The 13,379-nt window shown below is 48.6% G+C and carries 10 protein-coding genes; 5 read left to right on the top strand and 5 right to left on the bottom strand.

Going from position 1 to position 13,379, the window contains the following annotated elements; translation table 11 throughout:
* Positions 1–60 precede the first annotated feature (60 nt).
* The 5 genes from ACTJJJ_RS18965 (at position 61) to ACTJJJ_RS18945 (ending at position 7,263) form a co-directional block, all read left to right on the top strand.
* A complete protein-coding gene (locus ACTJJJ_RS18965; RefSeq protein WP_426293679.1) occupies positions 61–1,512 on the top strand; it encodes a lipopolysaccharide biosynthesis protein in 1,452 nt (483 codons plus the stop codon).
* A gap of 14 nt (positions 1,513–1,526) precedes the next feature.
* Positions 1,527–2,789 carry a glycosyltransferase family 4 protein gene (locus ACTJJJ_RS18960; RefSeq protein WP_426293678.1) on the top strand — a complete coding sequence of 421 codons (1,263 nt, stop codon included), beginning with the start codon at positions 1,527–1,529 and terminating at the stop codon, positions 2,787–2,789.
* Positions 2,790–4,093: 1,304 nt separating this feature from the next.
* Positions 4,094–4,645 (top strand): hypothetical protein, encoded by a 552-nt coding sequence (locus ACTJJJ_RS18955; RefSeq protein ID WP_426293677.1) that lies wholly within the window; start codon positions 4,094–4,096, stop codon positions 4,643–4,645.
* Positions 4,646–4,756: 111 nt separating this feature from the next.
* Complete coding sequence (locus ACTJJJ_RS18950) at positions 4,757–5,683, top strand: hypothetical protein (protein ID WP_426293676.1); 927 nt, start codon at positions 4,757–4,759, stop codon at positions 5,681–5,683.
* Positions 5,684–5,700: 17 nt separating this feature from the next.
* A complete protein-coding gene (locus tag ACTJJJ_RS18945; protein WP_440702643.1) occupies positions 5,701–7,263 on the top strand; it encodes a phosphatase PAP2 family protein in 1,563 nt (520 codons plus the stop codon).
* A gap of 70 nt (positions 7,264–7,333) precedes the next feature.
* On the opposite strand, the gene ACTJJJ_RS18940 is transcribed toward ACTJJJ_RS18945, so the two are convergent.
* The 5 genes from ACTJJJ_RS18940 to ACTJJJ_RS18920 all read right to left on the bottom strand — a co-directional run bounded on the left by ACTJJJ_RS18940 (position 7,334) and on the right by ACTJJJ_RS18920 (position 13,024).
* Positions 7,334–7,822, bottom strand: coding sequence for a YdeI/OmpD-associated family protein (locus tag ACTJJJ_RS18940; protein WP_188932369.1), 489 nt, complete (start codon positions 7,820–7,822; stop codon positions 7,334–7,336).
* Positions 7,822–8,175, bottom strand: coding sequence for a TfoX/Sxy family protein (locus ACTJJJ_RS18935; protein ID WP_188932371.1), 354 nt, complete (start codon positions 8,173–8,175; stop codon positions 7,822–7,824). The genes ACTJJJ_RS18940 and ACTJJJ_RS18935 overlap by 1 nt, the downstream gene beginning before the upstream one ends.
* Before the next feature lie 2 nt (positions 8,176–8,177).
* Positions 8,178–10,340 carry a molybdopterin cofactor-binding domain-containing protein gene (locus ACTJJJ_RS18930; RefSeq protein WP_426293674.1) on the bottom strand — a complete coding sequence of 721 codons (2,163 nt, stop codon included), beginning with the start codon at positions 10,338–10,340 and terminating at the stop codon, positions 8,178–8,180.
* Between the two features lie 32 nt (positions 10,341–10,372).
* The gene (locus ACTJJJ_RS18925) at positions 10,373–10,864 is read right to left on the bottom strand and encodes a (2Fe-2S)-binding protein (RefSeq protein WP_426293673.1); all 492 of its coding nucleotides are present in this window, start codon (positions 10,862–10,864) and stop codon (positions 10,373–10,375) included.
* A 342-nt stretch (positions 10,865–11,206) separates the two neighbouring features.
* Complete coding sequence (locus ACTJJJ_RS18920) at positions 11,207–13,024, bottom strand: YjbH domain-containing protein (RefSeq protein ID WP_426293672.1); 1,818 nt, start codon at positions 13,022–13,024, stop codon at positions 11,207–11,209.
* Positions 13,025–13,379 lie beyond the last annotated feature (355 nt).

The raw sequence follows: 13,379 nt of genomic DNA, 5'->3' as shown, positions 1-13,379 counted from the left end.
GACGCATTCAAAATGCGTGTTCAAGAGACAGTCCGTAACCAACATAACAGAAAGTAACCAATGGGCTTGAAAAAAGATCTTTTTTCGGGGGTAGCGGTTACCGCAATTGCCAAATATTCCGGGATTGTCATCGGTTTGGTCATTAATGCGATGCTTGCACGCCTCCTTAGTCCGAGAGAATATGGGATAGTAGGCGTGGTAGTAGTTTTCATTACATTTTTTAACATCCTGAGTGATATCGGTTTAGGCTCCGCCATCGTGCAAAGCCAGACGCTTTCTCAAAAAGACCATTCCGATCTTTTCAAACTGAGTGCGATCATGAGCAGCATTCTCGCCATTGCATTTGCGCTGTTCTCCTACGCCGTAGCCTACTTTTACAAAAATGACGTGTACATCCCGATCGGGCAGTTGCTGGCCATTCATGTCTTTTTCAGTTCCCTCAGCGTAGTCCCGAAGAATATACTGATCAAGTCGCAGCTGTTCAAGAAAATAGCCATTATCGATGTTTGCACAGCCCTCACGGCCGGACTTTTGGCGGTGTTGCTGGCCTCGCAGCATTACAGCTACTTTGCCATCGTGTGGAGATCGATATTTGTGAGCTCGGTCACCTTTACCATCTATTTCCTGATCTCCGGCCTAAAATTTAAAAAAGGCTTATCGCTGGCGCCGGCACGGCGGGTTGCGAAATACTCGTCGTTCCAGTTTGGATTCAATTTCATCAATTACTTCTCAAGAAACCTCGACAACATCCTGATCGGCAAATTCATGGGCAATGCTCAGCTTGGCGTGTACAACCAGGCGTACCAGCTGATGATGTACCCGATCTCCAACCTGACCTTCGTGATAACCCCCGTGCTGCACCCCATTCTGGCCAAATACCAGCACGACAAAGCCTTTATTTACAAAGAATATGTAAATGTGGTCAACATCCTCGCTGTTCTGGGCGTGCCGATATCTGTTTTTGTATTTTTTTCCTCCGAAGAAATCGTCCAGATCATGCTCGGAAGCAAATGGGCTGCCGTTGTACCAATACTGAAAATAATGAGCCTGTCCGTATGGATACAAATGGTGCTTTCCAGCAGCGGTTCTGTTTTCCAGGCCTCGGGAAGGACCGACCTGCTTTTTCTTTCGGGGGCATTATCGGCCGTGTTCACCATTTCCGCTATTCTGGCAGGGGTTTTTTATTATCAATCCATGCAGGCAACGGCCTGGCTGCTGGTGAGTGCGTTTTCATTTAATTTCTTCCAGGGATTCTACACCCTTATTGTGCACGCATTAAAACAGTCTCCGCGCATTTTTTTCAAAGCAATTCTCTCCAAAGCACCCATGGCGCTGGCCATGATCGTTACACTGCTTGCTAAAAACCAGTTTATCAGATTAATGCATTTCGATCTCCCCCTCATCCCATCAATCCTCCTCAACATCATGATTTGCCTTGTGTTTTTCATTCTATTCCAACACGCCCTTGTGTCAACATTCGTAAGAAAGTTTGTGCCGCAGAGGGTTACTTAACGCTCCCCCGAATTATGATCACTAAAAAACCCCGAATTTTAACTTTTACGCATTATGGTGAATTGTACGGTGCAAACCGGTCCCTGCTAACCCTTTTGGTCGCCCTGCGCGACAAAATCGACTGGTGGGTGATCTGTAAAGAGGAAAGCGAGTTCTCCCGGGAATTGCGACGGCAAAACATCCGGTACAGCATTGTCCCCTTCACCAATGACGTTTACATGCAAAAAAAGCGGTTTCAATGGCTTAACAGCATCAAACGCACGGTGTACAATGTTGCGGTTGGCCTTTACACGGCGTTCATCGCAAGAAAGCATGGTGTTGATTTGATTTACACCAACTCATCCGTCATTTTCATCGGCGCGGTAACATCCTTCTTCTCCCGAAGAAAGCACATCTGGCACATCCGCGAATTTGTTTATGACGACTACAAGCTCACATACCTGCTGGGGGAAAGGGCATTCCGTTTTTGGGCCAACAAAGCCAGCGCTATTATCTGCATTTCTAAAAGTATTCAAAAGCGCCGGGTACTTTCCAAAGACATCAACGTTAAGTCAGTTATCATTTACAATGGGCTTGTAAGCGATCAGAGCAAAGCCACAGTCAGGCCGAGCCCTGTCAAACCTACCGTTCTGGGTATTGTCGGGGTTATTGATCCTGCCAAAAATCAGCTTGCGGCCATCAAGGCGGTCCACGAACTTGTGAAACGCGGAAAGTTTGTCGTATTGAATATCGTCGGCAGCGTTAGCTCGCAGGCTTATTTCGAAACCCTGAAAACCTACATTTCGGAACATGGTTTGAACGAGTACGTCAATTTTACCGGATTCTGTAAAGATGTGAGTGCTATCTTCAAATCGATCGATATCACATTGATGTGCTCTCCGCACGAGGCATTTGGAAGGGTAACCGTAGAAAGTATGATGCACGGGGTACCGGTAGTGGCTTACAAATCAGCGGGCACGGCCGAAATTATCGACCACGAGATTACCGGATTGTTATATCATGACGAGAAAAACGCCCTCACTACGCAGTTAACACGACTAATGACAGACGACGACCTGTATAAAAAAATCTCCTCAAGGGCCTCAAAAGTAGCCCGAGAAAATTTTACCATCAAAAGCTACGCCGACCAGTTCGCCCAGTTGGTTTACAGTCTAACAGCCAATTGCGCCACCTCCGGCGGCGCAAACTGGTTAAGTGTCACTTTGGGGGCGAATTTCATGTCAACATGCGCAGTCGTAACAGACCAAATTTTGATTTGCCCTACATTGTTGGTTTGATTGTCTTCGGTTACTTGTCCTTCCGTTTGGCCATTACTCCACTCGGGACGGAACCGCAACGGTGGACCGTACTTCTTTCGCAGTGTCAAAGTCCCGAGGTAGGCCCCTGACAAATCCGTGCAGGACAGGTATTGGTTCGGCATCGGTACACCCGTTAGTTAACCCGTCCGCTTGTTGATCCCTCATTATTCGTTTGAAACGTAAACTTAGCGGATGCATCAGACCAATAGATTCATTATGATTAATCAAGTGTGTAAAAAAACTTGTCCGCTTCCGGCCAATCGAGGGCTTGCTGGCCAAGTAGTCGCGTGAGCTTGCGGCTTGGATAATTAAACTTATTCCGAGTTGGTGGCAGGGTAGACTTTGGGGCGGGATGGGGATAGCTGGATAGAAAGACGGCCAGGTAGCTTCCGTTATAACCCCGAGTACTGATTTGATCGAACAAGGTTTTATCACAGATCTTGCCTCTGCTGACGTAAAAATGCTTTCTAGGTGAGCAGATTTCGTCTTTCCCCAGTCTGGGGCAGGTACAAAATGAGCTTGTTTGAAGTACTTTCCAATTGTGTTACGTGAGCTGCCTAAATGAATCGTAATAGTCCCAATACTATGGTCTTGCTGCTGTAATTCTTTGGCCCGTTGATAAAGTTCATGCCTTCATTTATTGGGAATTGCCGTCTCTCGCAATTGATCACCCGGTAGTTGCAGGCCTATTGGCTTCGACATATCATTTGCTGTTAACCAAACAGCAGGGGTAGTAGTGATCAGACTTATCGATTATTGGCTTATAAATTGAGCGGCTTGCCGGAAGGCAGCGCGTTGAGGATCTAAAAAGCGTTCGACCGCTTCGGACAGGTTGGTGGCCATAATTAGGCTTTTTGTTGAAGCACTTGGACTGTTTGCCATTCCTTACCTGGTTATTTAAGCCCAGCGAGGTCCATCGTTGTCGGAACAGGCGCCTGCGGCTCCACCACTATAATTTGCTATTTAACAGATATGCACCAGCTGCACAGCACGACTGTTTCCCATTTTCTTGCAGCACTACCCCGTCGGTTAATATAAGCCCGCAAGGCTAAAAAAACGCCGACTCCTTTTGTTCATTATCGCCTTATGCCGCGATCGCCTTTGATCGTTGTGTCCAAACATTCACCCATAATACTGAAATCCAAATAAATAACCCATTCATCCTATATTAAATCACCGACGGTTACTATATTTTGCAGTAAATGAGCTTGTTAATCTTACAACCGACGCTTGCTTATATGTGGCTAAAATGATTACATTTGGTTATAAATCCTCTTTAAGAATTGAGAAGACTGGCGCCGATAGGGTTACTTGCATTGCTGCTCTACAACATGTTTGGGCTAAGCCTTGCTGCTCTATTCTTTGAAAAAGACTATCAGATCGCAACTGCTGACGCCCCTGCCCAGGGGATGGTCATGAAAATGTACTTTCCCTCGCTACCCTATTCAGAAAATCTGGAAATCACCGAAAATATCGAAGGGCTGGTCCGCCAGGACGGGCAGTTTTACAATCCGACCCGCATTCTTCACCAGAACGATACGCTTTATGTGACGCTGCAAACAAATGAAGCGGCACGTGATCATTTTTTTGAGCTCGCCAACGCCATCCAGGTACTCAACGACCCGCAAACCGATGTTCCAAAGAGCCCCTACGCTAAGGCCATGGAGCAGTTGAGTAGCCTTTTGAAAATGTACATTCCCGGTGAGCAGAAGTTCCCTGTCTACGCTCAAAGTATCGTAGAGGAAATGCTGCCCTCGGTCGGCAATCATTTTATGCCAGCACGTTACCTGTCATACCAAACCTCCCTGGCATCCCCGCCACCCGAACACTGCTGATCCCTCCTTTTCCGAACCATAACACATTACCGGTCAGTGCTGCTGATCAGTAAGTGCTATGCAACACTTTCGCACCCTGATAAGGTGCCCAATCCTATTAATTTATAATCTATGATACGTTCTTTACATCAAAAAGGGCTGCACTTGCTCGGCATATTGCTGACAGTTGCCGGCTCGGCCTCCTCTGTTTATGCTCAAATGCCCAACGACGCCATTTATATGGGTAAAAAAACGGCGTGCCTTGCAGTATCCTACACGCACAGCTCGTGGGATCAGTACTGGGAAAATTCACTAAAGCGCGAAAACCTCAATATCGGTACGCACACCACACAGAGCGTCATGCCGATGCTCGCTGTTGGTATTACCAAGGACTTCAATGCGATCGTGGCTTTGCCATACGTCTGGACACAGGCCAGCACGGGTAATCTCAGATGGCAGAAAGGGGTGCAGGATGCTTCGCTTTGGCTCAAATACCGCTTTTTGAATAAATCCGGATTCTCGCTGCATGCTATCGGAGGCGCATCGATTCCCGCATCCGACTACATCCCGGACTTCCTTCCGATGTCCATCGGTATCCAATGCAAAACCGCCACAGCGCGCTTGCTTGCCAGTTATCGTCATAAAAGCGGGATTTACCTGACCGCTTCGGGTTCTTACATTTTCCGCAGTAAAATCACCATCGACCGTGATTCCTATCAGGCCGATGACAAATTGTATAACACCAACAAGGTATCCGTGCCCAATGCTTACGATGCTTCGACAAGACTGGGGTATCTTAAAAAAGCCATTCAGGCGGAAGCTTTCTTGGAATATGGCGCCTGTGACGGCGGCGATAACATCCGCCGTAACGACATGCCCTTCCCGACCAACAACATGAAAGCGACTGTGGTAGGGGTTTATGCCAAATTCCAACCGAAGAACATTGGTGTGAACGCGCGCGCCTCCCACGTGATTGAAGGACAGAACATGGGTCAGAGCACCGCCTTTTCACTGGGTGTACTTTACCAATTTCGCTACGCCAAAGAAGCTAAAAACTAATATCTCAGACAGAAACAATGAAAATCAATTATATCTCCTTTCGATACTTCATCACCCGGCTTGCAGTACCGGCCCTGTCGGTCATGATGCTATGGTCGTGTTCCAAGACAGTCGACGAACCAACAGCGGCTATCAATTCACCTTCCAGCCTGGATGAAAATGCCGGAAAATGGAAACCGTACGTGCTCTCCTCCTCGGAGGAAATTGCCGTAGCCCAACCCAATGAAGCAACTTCGGACGACTATAAAGCCGAGCTTAAAAAGCTCAAAGAAGCCACAGATGCGGTTACCCCCCAACAACGCGAGCAAATTAACTATTGGGGAACAGGGGCCGTATACCGCTGGAACGAAATAGCACGTGAACTGTGCGCACGTTACAACACCCCGCCCGCGTCCAATGCAGAAGGCAAATATCCGTTGCCTGACGCCGCCAATCCGCTGAAAGACCCAAAATTCCCCTTCGCCAACCCGCCTTACGCCGCGCGCGCTCTGGCGTACCTGAGTGTAGCGCAATACGACGCGCTGGTGGCTGCGTGGAACTACAAATTCAAATACAACCGAAAAGCCCCTTCCAAGAACGACACTTCGATTAAAACCCTGCTTCCCGTAAGCGAGCTTCCGTCATATCCTTCGGAGGACGCGGTGGTAGCCGAAGTTTCAGTTGTGATCCTGAAAGCGATGTTCCCCGGCGAAGTGCCCTTTCTTGAAGCCAAACTGGCCGAACACAAGCAAAGCAGAATATCAGCCGGAATGAATGTCGAAAGCGATATTCTTGCCGGTTCCGATTTGGGTAAAGCTGTTGGCGCCAAAATCATGGCGCGGGCTAAAACCGACAAAATGTCGGCAGCAAATGGCCAGGCGATGACGGCAGCCATGATTGCCAATGCACGTAAAATTGGTGTTACAGAGCCCTGGGTAAGCCAGGAATTCCCTCCACGCCCGCCAATGCTGCCTACCTACGGCTTTGTAAAACCGTGGAATTTCGACTCGGCGACAGTGGTGGCACTCCGCCCGGAAGCGCCGCCGATCATCGGCAGCCCGGCATTCCAAAAGGATATGAACGAATTGCTCGATATCGCCAAAAACCAGACGCGTGAACAGGCACGCATCGCCAGCTTTTGGTCTGACGGCGTAGGTAGTTACACCCCTCCCGGCCACTGGCACAGAAAAGGCGCTGCATTGTGTCATGAAAACAAATACAGTGAAGTTCGCACGGCTCGTACGCTTGCATTGCTGGGTACCACCATGCAGGATGCGGGGATTTGCTGCTGGGACGTGAAATTCTTTTATTACTACCCACGTCCGAATCAAATGAACAGCAAGGTCAAAACATCTGTCGGCTTGCCTAACTTTCCGTCTTATACTTCGGGCCACTCCACATTCTCGGGCGCGGCAGCGGAAGTGCTGGCGCATATTTTCCCCAGCAACAAGAAGGAAGTTGATGATATGGCATCCGAAGCATCCATATCGCGCATCTATGGACTTATCCACTACCGTTTCGACTGCGAAGTAGGACTTTCCACCGGACATAAAATCGGAGGATATGCCGTGGCAAGAGCAAAGACGGATGGTGCCGAGTAATAGCTATTGTATTAAAAAGCAAACGAATCTCTGTCAACTGATAGAGATTCGTTTGCTTTTTAACGCTAAGCTAAATCGTCCGGTCCCCGGTCAACCGCTTACCTTGTAGCAGCATATCGATCATTTTCGCGATCCGCGCGACTTTGGTTTCGTCTTTTTTGGCGGAATAGACCCAGTCGCGGTACTCTTTCTGGGCACTTTCAGCAAGTTTTATAAAGTTTTCATAGGCTTTGGGCTCGTCTTTGAGACAATCTATGAGCTCTTCGGGAATGGCCAGGGCCGAGTCATCCGAATAAAGCTCTACTGTCACCCAATCGCCTTCCTGCTTATTAATCTTCTTTCTGATCTCAGCCCTGACTGGAAGGAAAAGCTCTCCGGTGCCCATCGGCATCAGGTTATAGCCGAATAATTCGTAATCGTCGATCCGGCCTTTGACTTTGACCATTCCGAACTTCCGCTTAATATCCTGCCGGATTTCGGAGATGATCACGTAAGTCCAGCCACCTTTACCGGGAAACTTTGCTAATTGATACTTTTTGCTAACCAACAATTCATCCATTACTTCTTCTTTTTGGACGATTTGGCAAACTGATTGAATTGCAGACATTTGGCAATCCAGAAATCAAAAGCCTCGCGCGAGGCATAAGCCTCCGGACTGACATACACATATCCTATCGCCGTCCGGCCATTCATGACCATCGGCTCTACATTATTCATCTCAAGGGCCGCTTCGTACTCATCCGGACCGATCCGGCATAACAGCACGTCATTGCGCACGCAAATGCACAACTTCTCGTCGACCATAAAAGCCAACCCCTGGAAGAGGGCTTTCTCTTCCAGGGGCTTACCGGCCAGAAACTGGCCTGACAGGGCTTCGCGAATCCGATTGGCTACCCGTTCGTCGTATGCCATATTTACGCAATATTATTAATGTCGAAAGGCAATTTTCTGATGCGCTTGCCGGTCGCTGCAAATATTGCGTTGCCTAATGCCGGAGCAATCGGCGGCAGGCCGGGCTCACCTACCCCACCCGGAACGGCACCGCTATCGACGATATGGATTTCCATCGGTGGCGCTTCGTTGAAACGCATCACGTTAAACTGATGGTAGTTGCTCTGGTCACAAATCCCGTTGGTAAATGTGATGCCATCCTTGATCGCAGCGGTAATACCCATTACGATATTTCCCTCGGTTTGGGCCTTCACATTGTCCGGATTCACATAGTAACCGCAGTCGATCACCGACACTACTTTGTCGATTTTCACGCCCGTGTCCTTTTTGGACACCGTAATGCAACAGGCCGAAATACTGCCAAAAGATTTGAATACGGCAATTCCCTTGCCGCTGCCGGCAGGAAGCTTTTCGTCCCAGTTCGCCTTTTCGGCCAGCGTTTCAAGCACTTTTTTGAAGCGCTCGTCGGGCAGGATTTCAAGACGTGCTTTCAAAGGATCTTTTTTGGCCAGATGCGCCAGCTCGTCAACGAAGCATTCCTGGCCCCAACCGAAGTTAGAGGCATATACCGAGCGCCACCATACTACGGGAATATCGGTTTTTACATTCGTCCAGCTCACTTTGGAAGCTGTTGCAAACTGGTACTTGTTATTTCCGGTACTAATCTCTTCGCTCAGCCACGGATCGGCCTCGTCCTCTTTTAGTCCTTTGAAAACCTGCCCGACAATGGACTCGCCAATGGCGTGGTGGTGAAAGCCGGTGATTTTGCCTTCCTCGACAAATCCTTGCATATGACTGAGCATTCCCGGCCGGTAAGGGCCCTGGGTAATGTCATCTTCACGCGTCCAGATCACTTTTACGGGCTTTTTCAGTTCCCTGGAAATGTGGCACGCTTCCAGCAGAAAATCATGATAAGCCTTCCGGCCGAATGCCCCACCCAGCAATGTGACGTTGATTTTCACCTGCTCGGGTTTGACCTTCAAATAGCCGCACACATCCCGCAATGCCCAGTCGGGTCCCTGAATGGGCGCCCATATTTCCACTGAACCATCCTCCTTCACATGTACGACCGCGTTCTCGGGCTCGATGGGGGCGTGTGCAAGGAACGGCGTCTCATAATGCGATTCGATTTTATCCTTCGCATTCGCGTATTTAACAGTGAAGTCGCCCTTCTCTTCAAAGTTTACACCTTCCTTCTTGGCAGCTTCATAAGTGGCGGCAAAATAGCTGGCAGTGTCCACTGTTTTGGCATAATGACCATTATCCCAATTTACTTTCAGTGCCCGCTTGCCTTTTAATGCGGCCCACCAGTTGGTAGCAACTACCGCAACAGCATCCGAAGTCCGGTGCGGCATGGTGCGCTCGGTTTTGATTACCTGCAAAACGCCTTTCACCTTTTTAGTCTCAGAATCATCGATTGAGGCGATTTTCCCATGGATCATCGGTGAATGTACGATGGCCGCATACACCATGCCCGGCACGTCCACGTCGAGCCCGTAAACAGCTTTGCCCGTCACACGCTCGGGCACATCGAGGCGTTTGTTATACTTTCCAATGATTTTAAAATCCTTCGGATCTTTCAGTTTAGGCTCTTTGGGGATTTCAAGCTTCGATGCGTCGTCGGCTAGTTCCCCGTACGAAAGACTCTTTCCGCTTGCTTTATGCCATATTTTGCCGTCTTCGGCTATGCATTCGGATGCGGGCAGGTTCCATCGCTTTGCCGCGGTGGTGGTAAGCATTTCGCGGGCAGCCGCGCCGGCTTTGCGGATCGGCATCCATAGCTCGCGGACCGAGCTGCTGCCCCCCGAGGTCTGGCTGCCATATTTGCCCATGCCATCGCTTTGCACGATCAGCACTTTTTCCAGGCTCACTTCGAGCTCCTCGGCAAGCAGCGAGGGCACGGCCTGCGTCGATCCCTGGCCCATATCCGGCCGCGGGTTTACCAGCGTAATATTACCGGTGGTATCGATGATAATGAATGGATTGATTTCCAGCTTCAATACCGCCGGGGCGATTTTTTTAAGGCTGGCATCCTTTGTAAAGCCCGAAATGCCAACGGCCAGTCCAAGCGAGGTAAATCCGGCGGCTTTTAAAAAGTCACGCCGCGATGTTTGTATATTTTCCAATGTTTTCTGAGGCTAAGGTTGATGAACTGGCATTAGCGCTGGCCTATTCCTTTCTCGGTGACCTTCATTTGCTCGGAAGCGCGGTGGATCGCCTTTCTGATCCGGTCATAGGTTCCGCAGCGGCAAAGGTTTCCGCTCATAGCCGCGTCGATATCTGCATCGGTCGGGCTGGGATTGGATTTGAGCAGCGCCGCTGCCGACATGATCTGCCCCGACTGGCAGTAACCGCATTGCGGCACCTGCTCCTCTATCCAGGCACTCTGGATAATGCTCATTTTGCTCTCCCCGATGCCTTCGATCGTGGTGATCTTATCATTTTTTCCGACACTGGAAACCGGTGTCTGGCATGCGCGCGCGGGCTGGCCGTTCAAGTGGATCGTGCAAGCGCCGCAAAGCGCCATTCCGCACCCGAATTTGGTGCCCTTCAAATCGGCAAAGTCGCGTATCACCCAAAGCAAAGGCATATCGGGTTCTACATCGACTTTCACCTTTTTACCATTCAATGATAAATTGTATACAGCCATGGTGATCAGTGATGACGATTTTAATGAGAGTGGTGAATAATCCTGTAAAATATTACAAATTATACGATATAAACAAGCTTATAAAGCCTTGCTAAAATCTCATAATTCAAGGAGTATTCATCTAGTTATAATAGCATCAGTCCAATGCCGCGGTGACAAACTAGTAGCCGGAGATACATTTTCCCGGTCTAGCAATTGGGGAGACTTACGTCTTAACCAAAGATAGGACATCGGAAGCCGAAAGCGGGCATCCGGGGCTTACAGAATGAACTTGCTTGCCGGAGTGGAAAAATACGCGTTTGAGTATTTTGACATCAGTTCCCACAGCAAGGTGGACTTTTCTTACCGCCGTTGCCGATTTAGGTAGTCTGTATGATATTGTCGAAGTTTCTGGTCGAGTTGGTAGCCGGTGCGATATCTTTCGCCTATCCTGAATCCACGCGTGTAGCTATATTCCCAGCGAAACTCGTCAGTTGTCCTAAAACGGATTTTTTTGCCCTGAGCAATCTTTCCTGGTGGAATTGGGACCGCAAAGTTGAATCCCGCAGTAGTACCGTTGTTGGTTTTCATTACATACAAACCCACCTCCACATTTGTGAACTGGCGTATCAGATCGAGCCGCCCGCCCTCGTCACCGGCAAGGTACCTACCTCCTGAAAGTTTCAATGTAACGTCGGGCCGAGAAATCCGATAGGCGGCGTCAGCTACGACCAGCAAATTCTTCATGCTTTCGTAATAAATTCCTTTTCTGGTGTAATAGTACAGTCCGGTAACGCCACTTTCAAGACCAAACGACCAAGGGCCAGTAAGATCATGATGGCGGTATTGAACATTCAAGCCATATTGGTCATTGTAAAAATAGCCCGCCGAAATACTGGCGAAATGCTTGCCGAACGCCAAAAACTGGTTCAGAAAAACGGGGGCCGGACGGATGAGCTTGGGACGATTATCCATATCATTGGTGATAGGTATGAGTAAACCTGCATTCAAAGCCATTCCTTTCCACAGGTAAAATTGCGTTTGCAATAAAATGCTTGTGTTGCTTTGCAAGGTCTTTTCGCGATAACCGAAATTGGCGGCAAATACGGGTTGTAGCCAAAAATCCAGCTTATATTTTTTTAGCAAAAACGCGGGCGTACTGATTTCATTTTTTGTCAACCTGCGATAGGTGATCCGCTTATCCATCCGGTAGGCACCCAGAGGAGTGCCCTGGAACATGGGCACCAGCTCCCTGGCGCCAGAATCAGGTAAAGCATCTTGCATTTGGAGCATACCCACATATGGATTGCGATAAATCCGCTGCTCGTAGGCAACCTTAGCAGAAGTCGAATCGATGGTCAGGTTTTCAAAATTGTTGACAAGTTTAGCGCGCTCCCCAGCCGCGCTTGGCGCGACCTTTTCAGTGTCCTGATAGTTGCGGAGTCTTTTGGGTGGGGCGAGCAAATTTAACGCATACGATGTTCCGAAGGTTACCTGGTCGAAGTTCAGGATGCCTGCCTGGACAGTCCAACGCTTGAAGAAAGTGGCATAAAGACCTGCGTTAAAATGCTGGCTGTCCCACTCAGCCATTAAGCCAACCGCATTATCCAAATGTAAGTTGAAACCTCCGAACGGACCCGATAGATACCGGTAGGGCCGGTCCTTCTTTTTAATGATTTCAAGATTTTCAAAAATATTGTAGTTGCTCTTTTCGGAGTCATCGCGCTGGATAAAAATTGGGCTACCATATCCGGCAGTAACTTCCGCAGCTAGTATGTTGCCCAGACGAAGCCTCTTGCTGGCCACTAATGCATTGGTAGACAAAGAATTATCGATCCCAAATGGGGTTGAAAGCACTATTGCTACCGAAGGACGTTTGGCCGTCTCTTTGAAGAGTAAGTATTTTATATCAAGCTGCCGGTCGCCGATCCCTTTTTGTCCTCTATTCAATTCGTTGTTGATTCGAAGCAGGTTAACATTGATTTCCAGCCTGGGAAGTAGGGTAAGATTGGCAAAATAAATACCTTCCGAATTCTGACGATTGTATCTAAAACCGTATCGGATTGGATTGAAGTGGTACCCAAATTGAAATGATCCATCTTCGGTCAGCCGCGCAGAAGGAATATAGATCAGCCCAGGTTTGCCCGAAATATTAGTTTGTGCCTGTAAGCGAAAGCTCATAAAAAGAGCTAGCAGAATGGGAATCCAAACATTCCCTCTTCCGCTTCTAGTAGAGTGCGTCATTCGAGGTGAAAATTAAGTAGTGCGGCAACGGACCGTGACAATTTCTGATTACCACCCTTATAGCCATAAAGGACAAGGGGAATGGGCCTCACAGAACTGAACACCCCTAAAGTGCCTGATTTCATACAAGTTGGGTTAATTAAAAAATATTTGACGCACTATTGAATCATCTTTAACAGGACATAACTCTACCGTGCCAATAGCTTGTCAGCCTGACCAATTACCGGAAGATTACCGGATGTAAACAGTTAGCTTCTGGGAATACGGAAAAATGACAACCCTGCCGAACGCA

Source organism: Dyadobacter sp. 22481, from assembly GCF_052044875.1.
GTDB classification, from domain to species: Bacteria; Bacteroidota; Bacteroidia; order Cytophagales; family Spirosomataceae; genus Dyadobacter; species Dyadobacter endophyticus.
Note: the sequence above shows the minus strand (reverse complement) of the source record. Positions and strands in the feature narration are given on the sequence as shown.

Excerpts from the sequence above, each read along its gene's own strand:
- ACTJJJ_RS18965 (WP_426293679.1), top strand. The coding sequence starts at position 61 with ATGGGCTTGAAAAAAGATCTTTTTTCGGGGGTAGCGGTTACCGCAATT.
- ACTJJJ_RS18960 (WP_426293678.1), top strand. The coding sequence starts at position 1,527 with ATGATCACTAAAAAACCCCGAATTTTAACTTTTACGCATTATGGTGAA.
- ACTJJJ_RS18950 (WP_426293676.1), top strand. The coding sequence starts at position 4,757 with ATGATACGTTCTTTACATCAAAAAGGGCTGCACTTGCTCGGCATATTG.
- ACTJJJ_RS18945 (WP_440702643.1), top strand. The coding sequence starts at position 5,701 with ATGAAAATCAATTATATCTCCTTTCGATACTTCATCACCCGGCTTGCA.
- ACTJJJ_RS18940 (WP_188932369.1), bottom strand. The coding sequence starts at position 7,822 with ATGGATGAATTGTTGGTTAGCAAAAAGTATCAATTAGCAAAGTTTCCC.
- ACTJJJ_RS18935 (WP_188932371.1), bottom strand. The coding sequence starts at position 8,175 with ATGGCATACGACGAACGGGTAGCCAATCGGATTCGCGAAGCCCTGTCA.
- ACTJJJ_RS18925 (WP_426293673.1), bottom strand. The coding sequence starts at position 10,864 with ATGGCTGTATACAATTTATCATTGAATGGTAAAAAGGTGAAAGTCGAT.
- ACTJJJ_RS18920 (WP_426293672.1), bottom strand. The coding sequence starts at position 13,024 with ATGAGCTTTCGCTTACAGGCACAAACTAATATTTCGGGCAAACCTGGG.